At 37.8% G+C, this 20,303-nt stretch carries 14 protein-coding genes; 4 read left to right on the forward strand and 10 right to left on the reverse strand.

Features of this window, described 5'->3' with window-relative positions; genetic code table 11:
- Positions 1-33: 33 nt before the first annotated feature.
- Positions 34-693 (reverse strand): 3'-5' exonuclease, encoded by a 660-nt coding sequence (locus ABXZ32_RS12920; protein WP_354619097.1) that lies wholly within the window; start codon positions 691-693, stop codon positions 34-36.
- Positions 690-2,612, reverse strand: a complete 1,923-nt coding sequence (locus ABXZ32_RS12925) for a DUF294 nucleotidyltransferase-like domain-containing protein (protein WP_354619098.1) — start codon at positions 2,610-2,612, stop codon at positions 690-692. The genes ABXZ32_RS12920 and ABXZ32_RS12925 overlap by 4 nt, the downstream gene beginning before the upstream one ends.
- 285 nt (positions 2,613-2,897) lie before the next feature.
- Between ABXZ32_RS12925 and ABXZ32_RS12930 the strand changes: the two genes are divergently transcribed.
- Positions 2,898-3,485 (forward strand): fasciclin domain-containing protein, encoded by a 588-nt coding sequence (locus ABXZ32_RS12930; protein ID WP_354619099.1) that lies wholly within the window; start codon positions 2,898-2,900, stop codon positions 3,483-3,485.
- Positions 3,486-3,626: 141 nt separating this feature from the next.
- Here ABXZ32_RS12930 and ABXZ32_RS12935 read toward each other — a convergent pair whose 3' ends face one another.
- Both ABXZ32_RS12935 and ABXZ32_RS12940 read right to left on the reverse strand, forming a co-directional pair.
- Positions 3,627-4,688 carry an AI-2E family transporter gene (locus tag ABXZ32_RS12935; RefSeq protein ID WP_354619100.1) on the reverse strand — a complete coding sequence of 354 codons (1,062 nt, stop codon included), beginning with the start codon at positions 4,686-4,688 and terminating at the stop codon, positions 3,627-3,629.
- A 388-nt stretch (positions 4,689-5,076) separates the two neighbouring features.
- Positions 5,077-5,991, reverse strand: a complete 915-nt coding sequence (locus tag ABXZ32_RS12940; RefSeq protein WP_354619101.1) for a DUF1338 domain-containing protein — start codon at positions 5,989-5,991, stop codon at positions 5,077-5,079.
- Between the two features lie 66 nt (positions 5,992-6,057).
- Between ABXZ32_RS12940 and ABXZ32_RS12945 the strand changes: the two genes are divergently transcribed.
- Positions 6,058-6,945, forward strand: a complete 888-nt coding sequence (locus ABXZ32_RS12945) for a LysR family transcriptional regulator (protein ID WP_354619102.1) — start codon at positions 6,058-6,060, stop codon at positions 6,943-6,945.
- Between the two features lie 106 nt (positions 6,946-7,051).
- Here the strand turns inward: ABXZ32_RS12945 and ABXZ32_RS12950 are convergent, their stop codons facing one another.
- The 4 genes from ABXZ32_RS12950 to ABXZ32_RS12965 all read right to left on the reverse strand — a co-directional run bounded on the left by ABXZ32_RS12950 (position 7,052) and on the right by ABXZ32_RS12965 (position 13,866).
- Positions 7,052-8,572 (reverse strand): RagB/SusD family nutrient uptake outer membrane protein, encoded by a 1,521-nt coding sequence (locus tag ABXZ32_RS12950; RefSeq protein WP_354619103.1) that lies wholly within the window; start codon positions 8,570-8,572, stop codon positions 7,052-7,054.
- 29 nt (positions 8,573-8,601) lie between these two features.
- Positions 8,602-11,964: a SusC/RagA family TonB-linked outer membrane protein gene (locus ABXZ32_RS12955; RefSeq protein ID WP_354619104.1), complete on the reverse strand. Its 3,363-nt coding sequence runs from the start codon at positions 11,962-11,964 to the stop codon at positions 8,602-8,604.
- Positions 11,965-12,068: 104 nt separating this feature from the next.
- Positions 12,069-13,202 (reverse strand): FecR family protein, encoded by a 1,134-nt coding sequence (locus ABXZ32_RS12960; protein ID WP_354619105.1) that lies wholly within the window; start codon positions 13,200-13,202, stop codon positions 12,069-12,071.
- A gap of 100 nt (positions 13,203-13,302) precedes the next feature.
- A complete protein-coding gene (locus tag ABXZ32_RS12965; protein WP_354619106.1) occupies positions 13,303-13,866 on the reverse strand; it encodes an RNA polymerase sigma-70 factor in 564 nt (187 codons plus the stop codon).
- Positions 13,867-14,139: 273 nt separating this feature from the next.
- Between ABXZ32_RS12965 and ABXZ32_RS12970 the strand changes: the two genes are divergently transcribed.
- Both ABXZ32_RS12970 and ABXZ32_RS12975 read left to right on the forward strand, forming a co-directional pair.
- Complete coding sequence (locus tag ABXZ32_RS12970) at positions 14,140-16,173, forward strand: MGH1-like glycoside hydrolase domain-containing protein (RefSeq protein WP_354619107.1); 2,034 nt, start codon at positions 14,140-14,142, stop codon at positions 16,171-16,173.
- A 43-nt stretch (positions 16,174-16,216) separates the two neighbouring features.
- Positions 16,217-19,261: an aminotransferase class III-fold pyridoxal phosphate-dependent enzyme gene (locus ABXZ32_RS12975; RefSeq protein WP_354619108.1), complete on the forward strand. Its 3,045-nt coding sequence runs from the start codon at positions 16,217-16,219 to the stop codon at positions 19,259-19,261.
- Positions 19,262-19,365: 104 nt separating this feature from the next.
- Here the strand turns inward: ABXZ32_RS12975 and ABXZ32_RS12980 are convergent, their stop codons facing one another.
- Entirely contained in the window at positions 19,366-19,872 is a 507-nt protein-coding gene (locus tag ABXZ32_RS12980) for a hypothetical protein (RefSeq protein WP_354619109.1), read from the reverse strand.
- 166 nt (positions 19,873-20,038) lie between these two features.
- Positions 20,039-20,203, reverse strand: coding sequence for a hypothetical protein (locus tag ABXZ32_RS12985; RefSeq protein WP_354619111.1), 165 nt, complete (start codon positions 20,201-20,203; stop codon positions 20,039-20,041).
- Between the last annotated feature and the right edge of the window lie 100 nt (positions 20,204-20,303).

Below are 20,303 nucleotides of genomic sequence, written 5' to 3' on the forward strand. Positions count from 1 at the left end.
TCCTAGAAAAGTAATACTGTTCTGGGAGCTTTTTTATTTGAACAGATCCTTCAAGGTGGGTTCCTTTCTGTATTTCATCCTGTTCAGAATCTTAAGAAAAGCAATGGCGGTAATGTAGGAGTCGCCAATAGCAGTATGCCTATCTTCTTTTGAGATATTGAACTTATCTGCAAGGTCATCAAGGGTGTAATGTTCTTTTTTTTCGAGCAACGTCGTCATAAGCAAGGATTTTTTGTACAATACCGCTGTATCCAAAGCCTTGTTCTTTAATTTGGGCAATCCATGGCGTTCCAGGGCCCTATTGATCATGGTGATATCAAATTTGGTGTGGTGTGCTATGATTACAGAATTCCCTAGGTACTCCAATAATTGCTGCAAGGCTTCAATTTCTGATAGGCGTTCTATCTTTCCTTTTTTTAGGATACAATGTATTTCTGCACTTTCAATATTATAGTGTTCTTGATGTACAAACACCTCCAAGCTGTCTTGTATAGCAATGGTGTTGTTTTGAAGTCCAATAGCGCCTATACATAGAATCCGATCCGTATTATAATCAAACCCTGTGGTTTCTGTATCTAGTACTACAAAGCGAACCGACTTTAGGTCATTGGGGATTTTATTCTCGAAAGACTTTTCATAAGTGATCCAAAAATCTGGGTAATCCTTTTTCTGCTTTTTGAAGAGGTTTATCATCCTAATATATTGGCTACTTTAAAACGGATTGAAATGAGTTCCTGAATTTCTGAAATGGTCTTGAAGGTCCTTTTTAGCTTTATTTTTTCCTCCTTGGTAAGGGATTCCAGGGCTATGAACCTACCGGAATCATTATGGCGCAAGCCCTGCTTGGTTCTAAATTTTAATAGAGCTTTGGAAGCATATGAACAGGCCAGATACAGTTCTTCATTATTGGGTTCCAATTGCGCCAATTTTTCAAATCGTTCCGAAGTATTGTTGATTGATTTTACGGAGTGGGATAAGATAAGAACTCGGGCGGCATCAGTCAATGGCATTAGTGCACGTCTTTTAATATCAAAGAAATCCTTATGGGCACCATCCTGTTCAACCAAAAACTGCCTAAAAAATCCGGTAGGGGATGGGTTTTGAAGGGCACCACTTGCTAAATGCACATAAAATATGGGGTAACTGCTTACGCTCTTAAAAATATATTCAGATAGTTCAGTTACCATTTGGGCATCCCCATAGGCCAAACTATAGTCAAAAAATATAGAGGACAGCAACACTTCATCATTTCCTGGGTTAGTGATCCAATGGGAAACGGTTTGTTTCCATTGTTCTAGACTCTGACACCATTTGGGGTTGGAGGCCATCATTTCCGCGGGACAATAATCATATCCAATGACGTTAAGACCTTTATTTACGGTGGAAGCCAATTTTAAAAAATAGGCCTTGGTCTCTTCCAATAATTCATCTTCCACATCTTCAAAAACAAGGGCATTGTCCTGATCTGTATGCAACAGTTGTTCACTTCTTCCCTGGCTTCCCATTGCCAGCCAAGCAAATTTTACTGGTGGCGGATCTTGCATTTTCGTCAGGGCTATCTTAACGACTTGCTTGATGCAGGCATCGTTCAATTCTGTTATAATTTTAGAAGTCAAGGTCATCGGAATATTTTGTGCCAAATACCCTTGGAGTAACTGCATGATACTGGCCCTGATGGGCTTGATTTCCTTAAACCTTTTCGCTCTTTTAATTGCCTTTATAAGAACGGCAGGATTATTACCTAGGGCAACCATTATATCATGCTTGGAAAGAATACCACAGGCTTTGGTATTGGTTGTACCATCCTTTGTAAGGCACAAGTGGCTGATATTGCTCTTCATCATGGCCATTTGGGCCTGGGTGATGGTTAGATTCTTGCGGTAGGTGATAACAGGGGAAGTCATTATTTTGGATGCGGCCGTTGTTATGGGATACTCTCCTGTGACTACTTTATTCCTCAAATCTTTATCTGTAATGATCCCTATGGGCAAAGAGTCCTTCACCACCAGCATGGCACCGACATTTTTTTTGGTCATTGTCGCGGCTATTGACTTTGCTGTAGTCCTAGGAGAACATGTAACAAGTTTCTTAGAATATTTTACAGGTTGAAGATCATGTAGTTTTTGAATTGTATTTACTTCCTCCACTATTTCTGACTCACCAAAAAGTTTTCCCCTATGGCTTTTAGAATAGGGGTTTCGGGTGTTGGAAGCAAAGCTTTCAATAAGAAAGTTTCCTACCGCTTTATTTTCGAGTGCATAAGGCTTAAAGATTGATATTGGAATAGCATAAAGAATACTCTCTTCATGGGTTTTGGCCTCCATTTTATAGTTTTCAAGAGCAATAAGCGGCCTTAATCCAAAAATATCTCCTTCATCACAAATATCCACAATATCGTTGTTAGGACTTTTGCGCAAGGCAACTGCGCCCTTGTGTACCACATAGAAATGGGAGTGTGACTCTTCATTTGCAGCAAAAATAAGGGTGTCTTTTTCTTTGTAAATAATAGAGATTTGCTCCGAAAGAGTTTCAATTTCGTGCTGCGGGAGGAGGCTGAAAGGAGGGTAGTTTTTCAGAAAATCAGCAACCCTATGGGAAATGGTATTCTTCATGGCACAAATTTGTGGATAAAGTTACTCTATAGACTAATGAATAGGCCTAAAAATACTCAATAATTAGATGTTGAAAAAATTCGCCACCTCCTTAATGTATTCTATGTTGTGAAATGAAAGGTAGTATCATTCTGAAAAAGCAAGAGAGTGGAAAATTGCCAGTTAATTGGGAGACTGACTGATAATTTATTATTTGTTTAAGAAATAATTTAAAACTTTAAACAAAAATTAAGAATATTTACCGTATTCATCCTCTACCTTTACAAAAACTAAAAAATAGAAACTATGAACCTAATTAAAATTATTAGCGCCTTTGCACTTGTTGGAGTAATCTCTACATCATGTGGGCAAACAAAAAAAGAAGCGTCAGATGCCGTGGACGAAGCCTCTACTGAGGTAATGGAGGTTGTTCAAGAGACAGTTGAAACTCCAAATATTGTAGGCGTTGCCGCTGGAAACGAAAACTTTACAACTTTGGTAGCAGCAGTAAAAGCTGCAGATTTAGTAGCAACCTTGAGCAGTGAAGGACCATTTACTGTTTTTGCACCGACCAATGACGCATTTGCAAAACTACCAGAAGGAACTGTAGACGGACTTTTAAAGCCGGAAAGCAAGGAAACTTTGACAGCTGTATTGACTTACCACGTGGTGGCAGGAAAATTTGAAGCTGCTGCTGTTATCGATGCTATCAATAAGAACAATGGCAAGTTTACGGTAACCACGGTACAAGGTGGAACAATAACTTTGAGCTTAAAAGATGGTAAGGTCCTATTGACCGATGCCAAAGGAGGAACCGCAACTGTGGTTATGGCTGATGTAGCTGCTTCCAATGGCGTGATACACGCTATCGATACTGTTGTGATGCCACAGTAGTAAATTCTAGTATTTTAATTTAAAAGCCGTCATCTTAAAGGTATGACGGCTTTTTTTGTTTTTTATTCGCTTCGATGCACTTCGAAATAAAAACTAAAAGCATCCATGTTAACCAGGAAACTAATAGTACAAAAGATAAGATCATTCAATTTTTTTTGGTTTTGTTTCCTCACCACGGCCGAGTAATATATTAAGAGGCTTCCATTCCTCTATATAACCACTTACTATTTTGAGAATGGCCACAAAAGGGATGAACAACACCATCCCGGAAACTCCCCAAATAATGCCTCCTCCTATAAGGGCTACCAATATGGCCCATGTGCTAACATTCATTTGTTCGCCTACCACTTTTGGAAAAATAATACTGCTTTCTAGATATTGGACGAAGGAAAAAACAGCAATTACACCCAAAGGATACAGCCACGAACCTGTAGTAATATACACCACGGAAATGGGCAAAAGAGCACTTATAATAATTCCCACGTAGGGTACAATTGTCATTATTGCACTAAGCATTCCAAACAAAAGTGCGTGTTCTACCCCTAGGATCATCAAGCCTATACTGTTCAGGATACCTACAATAACATATACCTTGATTAGCCCTATAATATATTTAAAGTAAGAATGGGAAACTTCACGGAGTATAAAATAAAGTCGGGAGTGATATTGTTCAGGTATCATGGAGCGCAGAACTTCAACAAATTGTCCCCTATGAAAGAGGAAAAGAACCGTGAAAACAGGAATCATAAACAATGCAAACAAAAAGTTGCCAACATTTTTAAACAATGCTTGTAAAAATGTTCCAAATCCATTTCCCGAGTTGGCTGTAAGATTTTCCAACCAATAGGATTCAAAATTAAAATCTAAATCAAATCTTTCTTTTAGCCATCCTTGCAAACCTTCTTCCAGTTTTTCTACAAGAAAGGGAATATCATTTTTCAAAAAAGACAATTGCCACATTAGAAGCCACAAAATTCCTAGGAACAATAAGAATACGAGGGTAATGGAAAGTGCAATAGCCAAACTTCTGGGCCATTTTTTATTTTCAAGTGCACTACAAAAAGGATAAAGTATCAGGGCTATTAAAAGAGCAAAGGATAATGGAATGAAGAGGACTTTTCCAAAATAAAGAAAAAGAAACGTAAAAAACAGGATCTGTATGTATTTCAGATAGGACCCGGAAAAGCTGTTTTTTACATTCATGGTGCTAGGTTTTTATAGCATTAGAAAACCAGCCCATTACCTTGATTTTAGTCCCCTGTTATAAAAAGATCGTTTCTAGTTCTTGTTTAGGGATCCCAAGTTGAACTTGCAAGGTTAAAATCAATATTACAAATGGTTGGTTTTACTATCTATTCGTACTCTAATGTAAGGATTTCATTTAATTTAGAACCAGAAAATAAGGAATTGAATACCAAAAATGTAACTATACCGTCGATGCACAAGAAAAATAGCCTCAAAAGAGTTTATGGTATCAACTGCTCTTAATTCATAATTTATTTTAATACAAATTGCTTTAAAAGCAAGGAACCATAAATAGTATTTATGGTTCCCAGTTCCTTATGTAGCTACGTTAATATAGCTAGTGGTGTTATTTTATGCTCCCCGTCTGTTCGGAATAGGTGCTTTCAAAAATTTTATCCGCATTGGCAGATTCAAATCCATCGCGCCTATGCTTGCGTTGGATGGTAGTTGGTTCCATACTACGATATTCAGGCAAGACCAGTCTTTCTGCAAATTCAACATAACTCCCTGCAATTTCCATTTTTTGTCCGCCTGAAAACTCGGCCTCAACCATTTTTGCAATGGTACTGCTCTGTTTTAACAAGCCATCAGGACTGGTTTTTATTTTTCCTCCGGCCGTGTTCAGGGATATTCCTTCTGATTCCAAGAATGTATTGAATTTTTCAATAGTGTTGAACTCCTCGGTAAATTCATGAACGCTAATAGTATAATGGTTGAGGTAATATCTGTTATGGATAACCCAAGCCGCATACTCGCTTTCTTCCGCTAAACTTTGGTAGTCCTCAATGGAGGGTAGTTGCCATAGTGCTTTATGAAAGAAATCTCCAACCGCCTGCGCATCATTTAGATCTATTGCATCAACTGGGTCCGAGGTAATGTGATTTGTATATGCATGAATAATTTGTTGCGCTTTTTCAGATAAATCGGCAACTCTTAATTCACTCATAAAAATACGTGGATACTCCTCAGATGGTGGAGCATACCAATATGCGTTCAATTTTTTGCCCTCAAAGAAGTAGTAATCCCTTTTTTTATAACCGTAGTGAAGAAATATTTTTTCAAAAGAAGCTATCCCCAAATGTGGGACTCCTAGAGTTCTAAAGGCAATATGATCATTTATAATTTGGCTTTCATTTTCAATGATGCCTCGAGATATCATGGCGGAGTTTACTTTGGCCACATCGGGCACCCTTGTTTTATAAGGGGTGAACAACGCATCTAAAACATTAGCCAATAAAGAATTATCATTTGTAACCATCATAATTAATTTTTATCGGTGCAAATTTAATCGTACTTTTAATTTGAAACAATTCTTATTACGCAATAAATGATAAGTAATATTAATCAATTAGAGTTACGTTCCTTACGTTATTTCATGGTATTGGCAGATACGCTGCATTATACGCAAGCAGCAGAGATTTTGTTTATCTCACAGTCTGCCTTGAGCCAGCACATAAAGCAGTTGGAACGAACCCTGGGAATCCCTTTATTCAATAGAACCAATCGGAAGGTAGCCCTTAGCAGGGCCGGAGAATTATTGTTGAAGGAGGCCAATTTGATTTTACAGCAAGTGGATCAATCTATGGAGCGTTGGCAATTATCGTTGGATGGGGTAATGGGACAATTAAAAATTGGCTTTGTGGGTTCTGCGATGCAGGGTTTTCTGCCTCCAATTATAAAAGAGTTCAGCAAAACACATCCCAAAATTAATTTCTATTTGGAAGAGTTTACCAATACCGAACAATTGAAAGGGTTAGAGCAAGAACAGTTGGATATTGGTTTTATGCGCTCCAACAAAGTCCCGTCGGACATTCATTTAAAATCTGTCTACAGTGAAAATTTTTCATTGGTATTGCCCTTGGATCATCCCATTGATCTGTCTAATTTTAAGAACATGGGACAGCTGGCAGAAGAATCTTTCATCCTATTTCCCAATGAGAACAGTCCCATGTACTATCAGCAAATACAGAACCTATGTGCAGATTATGGCTTTAGCCCTCGCATTTCCCATAAATCCATTCATGGACCTACCATATTTAAGTTGGTAGAAAATGGGATGGGGGTTGCCATTGTCCCCAATTCGCTAAGGGATGAATACAATTATAAAATCAAGTTTTTGGAATTGGACAAGGTTCCGTATAAAACGGAACTTTTTGCGGCTTGGAAAAAGGACAATAAAAATCCGGCTTTGCACCATTTTTTGGAGTTGATTTAGGATAACTATTTTCATTCTCATGAGGTTCTAAAAAAAACAAACGCCCAAGGATTAAAACAACCCCTAGGCGAATGCGACTCAAACAACTAAACTAAATTATTGATTATTACCAACCGCTGTTGGGTTTTAGATTTGGGTTGACATTAATTTCTTGTAAGGGAATAGGAAATACAATGTGCTTTTCTTGAAAATTTTCTGCAAACGGTTTGTTGTGATTTACCAATGTAGCTTTTATAGATTCCGGGGCAGTTGAGCCTTTTTGCCATCTATAAAGGTCGAACCACCTAATACCATACTCCATTGCCAATTCTACCGGGCGCTCATGATGTCTTATTTGAGTTCTTAAGGCATCTTGGGTCATAGCAGTTAATAACTGAGCTTTTCCTCTGGCCCTGACCTTATTTATTTCGTCAATGGCCTCCACGGTCTTCCCATTTTCATTTAGGGCCTCGGCGTACATTAACAGTACATCTGCAAATCTTATAACCGAGATATTTGTCCCGTTGTAAAAGTTGGTATCTGCATTGGCCGTGTATTTTTTGAAATATTTTGGATGATTTAAGTCAGCCGCTACTGAACTATAAGATTTCAATTCTTCCGTGTCCATATCATACATTTGTGAGTTAGGATCATCAAAAAAGATACTGGCATAAGCTCTTTCGCTTATATTTCCAAGGGCATCCCTATCAGTTTTCATTTCATCTACCAACCATTGTGAAGGGTAGAATAATTCCCAACCACCAAAGGCATAAGGTGTAACCTGAAAATTTAATACTTGTCGTTCATCATTATCATTAGCACGATCACCTGAAAACTGAATTTCAAAAATACTTTCCGTACCATTTTCTGCATTCCCATTAAAATTGTCAGCATAATTGGTCAATAATGAATAATCCATACCAACAACTTCCGCTAGTTTAGCTTCTGCTAAACTCCATTTCTCCTGAAATAAATAAGCTTTGCCTAAAAGTGCTTTAGCAGCACCCTTTGTGGCCCGACCTTTCCCTTCTGAGGGATAACTTAATGGTAAATTAGGTTCGGCTTCAGAAAGATCTTGTTCAATTTGTGCCCAAATTTGAGAAGGATTGGCTTGATCAGGGAACAGTTTGTCCAAATCCTTTTCAAATGTGGTTACCAATGGTACATTTTCAAATCCAGTGACTAACCAGAAATAATAATAGGCCCGTAAAAATTTAGCTTCTGCAACAATATTATTCTTCACTTCGGCCTCTAAAGCCTCCATTTCCGATACCCTTTGAATAATTTGATTTGCTCTGCCAATGCCAGCATAACTTGCTTTCCAAACATTATACGGCCCACTTTCTTCAGTTGTATTTGTAAAACTTGCAAGGGAACGTCCATAAGTTTCTCCTGTATTATTTGTGACGTCATCAGCTCTATATGCCAAGGAGGTATACATTTCCTCAAAGAAGGTCCATTTGCTCCCATCCGCACCTTGCATAGCTGCATAAGTTGCTGTTAAAGCTTGCATGGCATGTTCCTCTGTTTCCCAAAAACTCGATTCGGTCAATAGTTCTTTATTCTCAACGTTTATAAAATCATCGCTACAGGAATTACCTATACTTAGGAGTAAAGCGGTGATCAGTATATATGCTATGTTTTTCATCGTTATATTATTTAATTTATATTTCATCTCTATAAAGAAAGGTTCACTCCTAAAATGAATGATTTGGTAAGAGGGTAGAATCCTCTATCAACCCCTCTTGTAAAGGTTCCCCCGTTTGCCAATCCAGGATCAAATCCAGAATAACCTGTTATGGTGAATGGATTGTTGGCAGTAACGTAAACCCTAGCCCGTGTCAATGAAAATTTTTCTGTTAGATTCGTTGGTAGGGTATAGCCTAATTGAATATTCTTCATTCTTAGGTAGGAACCATCTTCCAAAAAGTAGCTGGAAGGACGTATGTTGTTATTGGGGTCCCCAAATACATTTCTTGGGATACTACTCCCCGTATTAGTAGAGGACCAAGCATTCAATAAATCGGATGACATATTGCTTCTATCTGTTCTATACAGCCACATTTTAACTCCATTATATATTTTGTTGCCTTGTGTCCCTTGCATAAATATACTGAGATCAAAATCCTTGTATTTAGCATTGAAATTAAGACCGTATTCAAAATCAGGTAAGCCACTACTCAAATATTTCTTGTCATCATCATCCAAGGATCCATTCCCATTGACATCTACGAATTTTAAATCTCCTGGGGAAGCGTTTGGCTGAATACCATGTGCATCAATTTCTGCTTGATTTTGAAAAATTCCATCTGCTTGGAATAGGTAGAACCGACCAATTTCACCACCTACCTCTGTTCTGGTAGTCGGGAAATTATTAAATTCAATAAAGCCATCTGTAAAGGACTCGTTGGCAATTCCTAGTTTTGTGATTTTATTTTGGGAACCACTAATATTTGCACCAATTTCAAAGGTAAATTCCTTGTCTTGATCGCTCATATATGATGTGGATAATTCCCAACCTCTATTTTCTAGATTTCCGCCATTTGTCAAGGGAAATTCAGTTATCCCAGAAGTGGCAGGAATAGGAACGGTAACCAACATATCCGTTGTTTTGGAAATAAAATAATCGAATGTAGCTTTGATCCTATTGTCCAAAACGGCAACATCAACTCCAATGTTTGTAGTAGCAGTTTCTTCCCATTTTATATCGGGCGTCGGCAAGGAAGCGCTGATTGCACCTACCAATACGGACTGACTTATACCTTCTCCGAAAGGATAATTCAATTGTGGTCCACCGGAAGAAATTCTTGTCAAGAATAAATGCTCGCCAATTAATTGATTTCCTAAGATCCCATAGCTAAAACGAGGTTTTAATTGAGTGAAAAAATCTGACGTAAAAAAATCTTCATTATGTACGGCCCATCCTAAGGATAAGGAATAGAATGTTCCGTATTTGTTGTCCGGCCCAAAACGGGAGGAACCATCCCTTCGGATACTACCTTGGGCATAGTACGTATTGTCAAAGTCATAACTTAATCTTCCAAAATACGATTGTAGGGTATTTATGGAGTTAAAGCCAAAGGAAGCCTGATCCCCAATACCAGCGCTCAAAGCCTGTAATTGACTTGATGATAATTTGTTGTTAGACCCTCCAACAGACCTAAATTCACTTTTTTCCCTAGATATACCTAGTAGGGCATCCAAATTATGGTCACCAATAGATTTTTTATAACTTAAGGTATTGTTTAAGGTCCAATCAGTTTTTCTTCCTCTGTTTTCAAAAAGATCAGGATCTTCATTGATTGCCTGTGGGCCAAAGTTATAAGCAGGGGTAAAGGAAGAAAAATGAGTATTTTCAACGTTGGCACCATATTGGAATTGGTAATTCAATCCATCTAACAATTGTAAAGTGGTAGCAATGTTAAATTGGATATAATCATCTTGGTTTAATCGATCTGCCAATTCGGCTTGACCTATTAGATTCCCAGATCCTAGGCCTGGTTCTGGAGTGGCATAGCCATTAATGGAATTAGCATCGAATATTGCCTTATGGGGCAATTGGGCATAGATATCCAAAAATGGGGAAAAACTGGCATTACCGCCCCCAATAGGTTCAAAAATTCCGCGAGTGTTCTCTCTTGTATAACCAAGACCTGGAGAAATTTTTAGCTTATTATTAAAAAGCTTGAAATCCATATTAAAACGGGTGTTCAATCTGTCAAATCCCGTATTGATTACGGTTCCGGTATTGTCAAAATATCCTGCAGAAAAATTATAGGTCATTTGATCGGTTCCACCGGATATGCCAATATCATGCTTTTGTTCGAAAGCATTCTCAATATAAGCCCCTACCCAATCAGTATCGGCATATTGTACATTGTTTACAAGATATGGTGCTGGTGATTCTCCAGCATTGGCATACGCTTCCAGTTTAATGGAATTGTGTTGGTCCCTATTGGCCACAGAGACGTTATTTTTTACAGAGTGTATTCCGGTGTAAGAATTAATTGAAATCTTGGGTTCACCAGATTTACCTCTTTTGGTGGTTACAATAACAACCCCATTTGAAGCTCTAGAGCCGTAAATTGTGGCGGCGGAAGCGTCCCTTAGAATACTGATGTTCTCAATGTCCGCAGGGTTCACATATGATAAATCCCCTGGAATCCCATCTATAACAAATAGAGGATTGTTGTTTCCAATGGTGCCCATTCCTCTTATCCTGATGACAGGATCGCTGCCCGGAGCTCCTGTTGCAGAAGCAATGTTAACACCAGCAACCTGACCTTGAAGGGATGAAGCAACATCAGCAGTTGGTATTTTTTGGATTTCTTCTATTTTTACCGAAGAAATTGCTGCTGTGATGTCTGTCTTTTTTTGTGTACCATAACCCACCAAAATAACTTCTTCCAGGTTCTGGGCATCTTCTTTTAAGATGACTGTAATATTGGTCTTGCTGCCAACGATAATTTCACAGGTAATAAAACCCAAATATCTAAAGACTAATATTGATTCCGGTCCGTCAACTTCAATGGAATAATTCCCATCAAAATCTGTTGTAACTCCAACAGTCGGTTTATTCTTGATGGTTACTGAAGCTCCGGGTAAAGGATTACCATTGATATCTGTGACCAATCCCGAAATCTTAAGTTGTAATACTACAGGTTTTGTAATGATCTTTCGTTCAAATATAATGGCTCCATCTTGTGTGAATTTAAAATTGTAGTCACCGTAAGAAAGACTTTTTTCAAGTAAATCTTTGACTTTTATCTTACCTTTCTTTACATGTATACTTGGAGCGTTTTTAAAAAGATCCGACCGATAAATAAATGCATGATCGGTTTGGTCTTTTATAAGTTCAAAAACTTGCTCTACTGATAAATCCGTATCGGTATTAATTACGATTTTTGCATCTTGTGATAATGCTGATTTGGGACCAAATGCAAAGGTCATCAAGCAGCATAAAAAGATAAAGGTCCTCATAATGTTGATCAGAAATTTATCCCTATGATAAATAAGGATATCATTAAATTTAGTTTTCATAAATTTAGGCGTTAGTTGGTTAAATAGTTATTTAATTAATTAAGCGTGTTGGGAATGGAGGAGTAAATTGTCCAGGTTTAAACTCCGTTCCCTTTTTTTTAATGTTACTCTACCAGGATTGTTTTTCCTTTTATTTCAAATTTTACTTCGTTAGTATTCTCTATAATCTTCAGGATATTCTCTATTTCTTGTTTTTTGTTAAAAACACCATTGAAAGGTATTTTTACAGCCTCGGTATTCTGTACTTTAAAATCTACATCGTACCATCTCGATAAAACCAATATTATTTCCTCTAATTGCTTATTTTTAAAACTGAAAAATCCATTTTTCCAAGAAACTTCATTACTAACATCTACCTTGGAAATTTCTATGGAATTTGTTTTGGAGTCTAATTTTGATTGTTGTCCGGGAATCAATTTTTTGAAGGTCTGACTGCTTTTAACCACAACCTTTCCTTCTACCAAGGTGGTAGAAATTATCGGATCTTCCTTATATGCTTTTATGTTGAACTCAGTACCTATCACATCTATTTCCTGATTTAAGGTAGTAACCGTAAAATGGGATCCATTGTGTTTCGTACTTGGAGAAACTTCAAAATAGGCCTCACCATAAACCAGCTCCACCATTCTTGTTTGATTCTCTGCAAAGGCCACGGGGTATCTCAGTTTAGAATCAGAATTCAACCAAACGTTAGTTCCATCCGACAATGAAATGAAAAATTGGCCCCCTCTGGGAATAGTTAAAATATTATAGGCTATATCAACATTGGGAGTTGTCTTTGTTGAGTCGTATAGCAATTGCTCCCCGTTGCTTTTTATATGACCAGCTTCATAATGTTCTCCTTTCTGAAGCACAACGCTAGACCCGTCCTCCAAGGTTAAGGTGGCCTTATCTGAGCCAATCTCAATCGTTGCTTGCTGTTCTAAAGTTGTGGTAGGAGGTAGATCTGAAGGAGTATTTTTAAATGTAAAGGGAAGGGAGAATACAGCAATCACGATTGCTGCTGCCACTGCATATTTCCAATAGGATTTTGTAGAATTTTTCTTCCTTATTTCCTGATCAATCCGTTCCCAGCCTTTTTTATTATCAACTGTTATCCTGTTGTTTTCAAATTGCTCCAATACCCCCTTAAAATATTGACGGTGGGTTTCTGACTGGGAATACCAATCATTAAAGATGAGTTCTTTCTCAGCGGAAAGGGTGTTATTTATTTTTTTTAAGATGAGACTAAACTCCATTTGAGCAATAATTTATGACTGCTATTATTACTTAGACAATCAAAATCAAGAAATGGGTGACAAAAATTATTAAAAATTGAAATAATGCATCAATATTACCTTAATGCGGGGTAGAAAGAAGAATCAATATTGAACTAATTAACGAGCTTATTTTGATTTTGGCCCTTTTTAATTGGGTTTTTACAGTATTTACGGATACATTCATTTCCTCCGCAATTTCAGAATATTTATAGTTGTTCATAAACCGGAGTTTTACTATAGTCTGCATTTTGGCAGGTAAAGTTTCAATGATTTTTAGAATTTGGGAATAGATGATTTCCTTATCTTCATTCGTATAATCATCCAAATCATAGTCACTCACAATAATCGCTTGAAAGTCTAAAATATTAGAGGAGTCCGTGATCTTAATAGTCTTTAAATAGTTTAAGCAACGATTGCGAACCATGCTGTACAGGTAGGCCTTTAACGAATTCTTGATCGTAATTGTTTCGGCTTTTTCCCATAGTTGGATAAAGGTCTCTTGAACGATATCTTCGCTAGCGCTTACATCAAAAAGGTAACCATTGGCAAAGAACACCAAATCTTCATATAAACTTTCGAAAAGTTTTTTAAATACAAATTTATTATGCTTTTGTATTTCAGTAAAGGTAGTTATAGAATCCAAATTGGCATCTAAATTATAGGCAAAGCTAAACAAAAAGAATTATGGGAAAGTTAATAAAAGTTATTTGAAATAATTTAGTTGTAAATTTTCTTACAAAAAATTGCAAAATCATCAAGAATTCAAAAAAATTTGTAAATTGGCACCGTCCAAAAAAAATAAACAATGGTATTCTCTATTGTTGTTGTTTCCAGTTTTATCTTAAGTAATTAGAAATTTTATTTTTTCAAAACAAGGCTTCTGAATAGTTTTATTCGGGAACAAAATGTTTTTAATATGGACAAAAAAAACCTAATATTTATCGGTTTATTGGTATTGATCCTCGTTGGCTGTAACCAAAAAACCAAAAAGAAAAATGATTCTTCACACAAGTCATTTAGTTTCCTTTCCATTTCGGAGGACATTTTAAATTATAAGGGCTCTCCTAAAAACAAAAGTGATAGGGATATGCTTATGTTTTCTGACCAGGGAGCTTGGTTTGCCTTTAGTTTGCCAGATGACAATTTCAATTCTGGAGGATTTTCAGGACCTTTCCTTTTGACCCAACAAAATGGGGTATGGCTTAGTTCTGCTTTAGCAAAATTTGATTTATCAACAGATGTGCCAGGTACTGGTATCAATTGGAAAATACATCGTATTTCACAAAGAAGTTACGCTAGCCATTTGGAACAGACCTTTGGTAATGATTCAATAAAAATAGCTCAGCAGCTTGTTTTTCTTTCAGGCCATACTGCCATACAACGAACTCTAATAACCAATACTTCTTCTAAAGCTATAACCATAAATACGAATTTCAAGGGGGAATTATTTGACGTTGGAGTCACGGTATCCAAACATGATAATGGTCTAATATTTTCTTCTGATAAAAGCCCTGCCGTTGGGTATTTGCGAGTGGTTAATGAGGAGGGAAATATTTTTGTATTGGATAGTACTGGTTATAGTATAAACAATCCGGCCGTATTATTACATCCTAACGAATCAAAAGAGTATGTTGTGGCACAGACCTTTATTTTTCCAGAATATTCCATGGAAAAGGAAAAAAAAGCAATAGCATCTTTTAATTTTGATTCTGTCTTGGAAGCCAGAAAATATGAAAAAGAAAACCAATTATCAGCATTAATTGGTCAAAGCAAGGATGAATTTAAAGCCAAAAAATATTCTAAACTTTTGTCCAAAGCACTTCTCACCCTACAAAACAATTGGCGAATACCTGCAGGAGAATTAAAGCACCAAGGGCTATTCCCCAGTTATCATTATGAATGGTTTCACGGGTTTTGGTCCTGGGATTCTTGGAAGCATGCGGTTGGACTTTCTATTTATGATCAAGAATTGGCCAAAGATCAAATTCGGGCAATGTTCGATTATCAGACAGACAACGGATTTGTTTTGGATTGTATTTATAGGGATACAACAATAGAAGCCCATAATTACAGGGATACCAAACCGCCATTGGCAGCATGGGCAGTTGTTAAGGTATTGGAAAAGAATGAAGACCCGAAATTTTTAAGGGAAATGTACCCTAAGCTTATAAAATACCATTACTGGTGGTACAATAACAGAGATCACGATAAGGACGGACTTTGTGAATTTGGATCCACCGATGGCACCATATTGGCAGCAAAGTGGGAAAGTGGAATGGATAATGCCATTCGTTTTGATAATGCAGCCATATTAAAAAATTCAGAAGATGCCTATTCCTTAAATCAGGAAAGTGTGGACCTGAATGCATATTTATATGCAGAAAAATTGTATTTGGCCTCGTTGGCCGAGGCTATGGAAAAGATTGATGATGCAAGAACCTTGAAGTCGGAAGCTGCCATTTTAAAGAAACAGATCCAGGAACAGTTTTACGATAGTGAAGATGGTTGGTTTTATGATACCAATATTGAAGGCACCAATTTTATTAAGGGAGCGGGCAGTGAAGCTTGGACTCCGCTATGGGCCAAAGCAGCTACCGAAGAGCAAGCTGAAAAGGTAAAAGAGAAAATGATGAATCCTCAAAAGTTCTATTCCAAAGTGCCTTTTCAGACCATGTCCAAAGATCATCCAAAGTTTGATCCTTTAAATGGATACTGGCGAGGGCCCAATTGGTTGGATCAAGCCTATTTTGGAATCCAAGGTTTAAGGAATTATGGTTATGACGAGGAAGCTGATAGTGCAACAATTAAACTCTTGGAAGGTGCCAATGGTATCCTTGATAAAGGAACCCCAATAAGAGAGAATTATCATCCAATTACAGGTGAAGGACTGTATGCCAAAAATTTTAGTTGGAGTGCGGCCCATATCATAATGATGCTGACAAAGGATTAAGTAAATAAAAACTAAGTGGACCTATATTGAGAATCATATTCTAATGGAATACAACAAAATCAAAATAACAGCGCACCAGGCAGAACAAATATGCTTGGAACTTTTTAATATTAAGGGAGGTGCCAAACCACTTCCTGGGGAAATCGATTTCAATTTTAAACTTGATAATGGCAATGGGGAAGGGTACATTTTAAAAATATCCCGGCCCAATGAGAATGAGAAATATTTGGATTTTCAACAAAAGCTATTGCAGCATGTATGGGATCACGGACAAGGATTGATATCCCCAAAGGTGATCAATGATGTCAATGGGATGTCAATCTCTGAATTTAATGACGAAAATGGGCAACTGAGGAAAGTCCGACTCCTATCTTGGATCTCAGGGAGGGTCTGGAGTTCAGTAAATCCACAATTAGACGACCTTCGCTATAGTCTGGGGGAACAAGCGGGTAAATTGACCAAGGCCCTGCAAGGGTTTGAACATGAAGAAGCGCATAGGCAATTGGATTGGGATGTGGCGCAAGCTGCTTGGACAGAATCCCATATTGATTTGTTCAAGGGGGAAGAAAGGGAAATTATTTTGGAATTTCAGGAAGAATTTAAAAAGGCCCAACCTACCTATTCCGAACTGAGAAAAGCCGTAGTTCATAATGATGCCAATGATAACAACGTTATTGTTTCTTTGGATCTGATTGACCCCAAAGTAATTTCAGCTATAGATTTTGGGGACGCAGTACATACCCAGATCATTAATGATTTGGCCATTGCATGTGCTTATACCATAATGCACCATAATGACCCGTTGGCCGCGGCATTGCCCATTGTAAAAGGGTACCACAGCGCCTTTGCTTTAGCTCCTACGGAATTGGGGCATTTGTATCTTGCCATTGCCATGAGGTTGGTTATTTCTGTAACCAAATCGGCCATCAATAAAATTAAGGAACCAGATAACCATTATCTGCTGGTAAGTGAAAAACCTGCATGGGAACTGCTCCAAAAATGGAAATTGGTAGACGCTGAATTTGCCCACTATAGTTTTAGGGCTGTTTGCGGATTTAGCGCTCACCCAAATGAGGAGGAATTTTCAAAATGGGCAAGCCAACAGTCATTCTCCTTGGAAAAATTGTTTCCAACCATCAAATCCAACAAAGTACATCACCTCGACCTGAGTGTGTCCAGTACCTGGATAGGGCATCAAAAAGATTTTAATGATTTGGATTATTTCCAATTCAAGATCAATAGGTTACAAAATGAAGTTCCATCCAAAATATTGGCAGGGGGCTATTTGGAACCTAGACCTATTTACACTTCGGACGCCTATGATAAAATCGGGAATAAAGGAAGGGAAAGTCGGACTATACATTTAGGGGTCGATTTTTGGCTTTTGGCATTAACTCCGGTTCATGCACTATTTGAAGGAGAGGTAGTAGCTGCAGTTAATGATGCAGGAGACAAGGAATATGGGGGTTTGGTGATTCTTAAACATCAGGAAAGTGACCTGGAATTTTACACCCTTTATGGCCATTTGACGGTTTCCAGTGCACTGAAACACAAGGTTGGGGATAAAGTTGGCGTTGGAGAAACCATTGGAGAACTGGGGAGTTATCCCGAAAACGGAAATTGGGCTGCCCATTTGCATTTTCAAGTGATGTTGTCCATGCTCAATTATAAAATTGATTATCCGGGAGTGGCTTATTATAATCAGCTGTCGGTATGGAAGAGCATTTGTCCAGATCCAAATTTGTTGTTCAAATCAGAGGCCCTACGTGCCAGTAATTCTACCTCCAATGATGAGATCATTGCCTATAGAAAGCGTCATTTGGGCAAGAGTCTCAGCTTGCAATACAAAACCCCCATTAAAATGGTTAGGGGGGCCGGGCAGTATCTACTGGATCAGTATGGAAGAAAGTACTTGGATACCGTGAACAATGTGGCGCATGTAGGCCATGAGCATCCCGATGTGGTAAAGGCAGGGCAGGAACAGATGGCACTGATCAATACCAATACCCGCTATCTGCATGAGAATATAAATAATCTGGCCAAAGAACTTTTAGAAACACTTCCTACTGAACTAAGTGTGCTGCATTTTGTGAATTCAGGTAGCGAGGCCAATGAATTGGCCATTAGGATGGTAAAAGCGGTTACCGGTGAAAAAGATATCATAGCTTCTGAAGTTGGGTACCATGGAAATACCAATATGTGTATTGATATCAGCTCCTATAAATTTGATGGTAAAGGAGGAAAAGGAGCCCCGGAACATACCCATATTTTTCCATTACCGGATGCGTTCAGGGGAAATTATAGAGGTGAACAAACAGGGGAAGCCTATGCTGGGGAAGTACAAAAACAAATAGACATTATCCATGGAAAAGGAAGGGGAGTAGGTGGATTTATCATAGAGCCCATTATTAGTTGTGGCGGACAAATAAACCTGCCTGAGGGATTTCTTGATTTGGCCTATAAAAATGTCAGGGCTGCAGGCGGACTCTGTATATCCGATGAGGTTCAAGTGGGTTGTGGCCGAATGGGAAAAACCTTTTGGGGTTTCCAATTGCACGGGGTGATCCCGGATATTGTGACCATAGGAAAGCCATTGGGCAACGGACATCCTTTGGCAGCGGTTGCCTGTACCAAGGAGGTAGCCGAAAAGTTTGCCAATGGAATGGAGTTTTTCAACACTTTTGGAGGAAACCCTGTTTCCTGCGCCATAGGGGCTGAAGTAATAAAAGTGGTGAAAAGGGAAAGATTGCAGGCCCATGCCCTAAAGGTGGGTGAATTTCTAAAATCAGAACTCAAAAAGCTTGCAATGGACTTTCCCATAATTGGGGATGTTAGGGGGGAAGGTTTGTTTTTGGGCATTGAATTGGTAGATGCTTCCATGAATCCCTTGGCAGAGCAAACCGATTACTTGGCCAATAGAATGAAAGATCACGGGATATTGATGAGCACAGATGGACCCGACCATAATGTGCTAAAAATAAAACCACCAATGGTTTTCACTTTAGAAAATGCAAAGGAATTGATCTTTTATCTAAGGAAAATATTGGCTGAAGATTTTATGAAAATGACCGCAGAAGAAATAAAATAATCAAACAAATAGTGCAAATGAACACAATAGATAACTCCCTGGCCAGGGTGCTATTTCCAAATTGATTGTAGGCACTATTATGAAACCATACCCATTTAAAAGGTTCAATTTGGATGTTTCTTAATCATTTTTAAAATGGACCTTCTGACTGCAGGGGATAAGGAATCCATAAATTTTTCCTGGGTGAGCAGTACTAATTCGTTGGTTAGATCAGGGTATTTACGGGCAATTTTTTGGATACATTTAAAGGCGGTAAACCGCACTGATGGTTTCTTCTCCGTTTGTTTCCATAAAGACACACACAAATCGTATAAATAGCCTTCCTGCTCCTCATCAAGATGCATTTCTAGAAGAATTTTTATTAATTCGCGCTGATGACCATCTGACTTATTTTTGATATTATCCAGTATTCGCTGAATATGATCTTGGATCCGAGGTTCGTTTTTTTCAATACAACTCCATAACAACCAAGCGGCCCGCCATGAATAGGGTTGTTTGTCCGATACGGCAAGGTCAATGGCCTCATCATAAAACTCCGGATGTGAATTCATATACGAAATCATTTCAGCTTTATGTGAATGCGTCAAAACATATTCCAACTTAGTTTCCATGAATATATGAATGTGAAAAAATAAATAATACTATATCTACTGTACAACTTCTAATGTCATAGACTATACTTTTGCTTTAAGTGAGTGGTCAATTAGTTAGATATAGAACTGATAGTACATCATATTTTATGTCACTTGATGCAAAATATTTAAACTACATATTGATTTACTTTTTCAAATCATCGGTAACAACTCCCGCCACTACGCCAATAATCAATCCAAATAAGGAGCCAAAAGAAACTCCATATCCCATGTTCCCAGTTACAGCACCATAAATGATACCAATTAACAATCCAAGAATAAAGCCGTAGGGTATGTATTTTAAATTCATAAAAAGTATAAGATTAGAGTCGATTCGTGACTTATGGTGATTATTGTACCCTCAAGTTAACCTATTTCTTAAGAATTTTCAAATGGAATAAATTTGATAG

Source organism: Sediminicola luteus, from assembly GCF_040566555.1.
Taxonomy (GTDB): Bacteria; Bacteroidota; Bacteroidia; order Flavobacteriales; family Flavobacteriaceae; genus Sediminicola.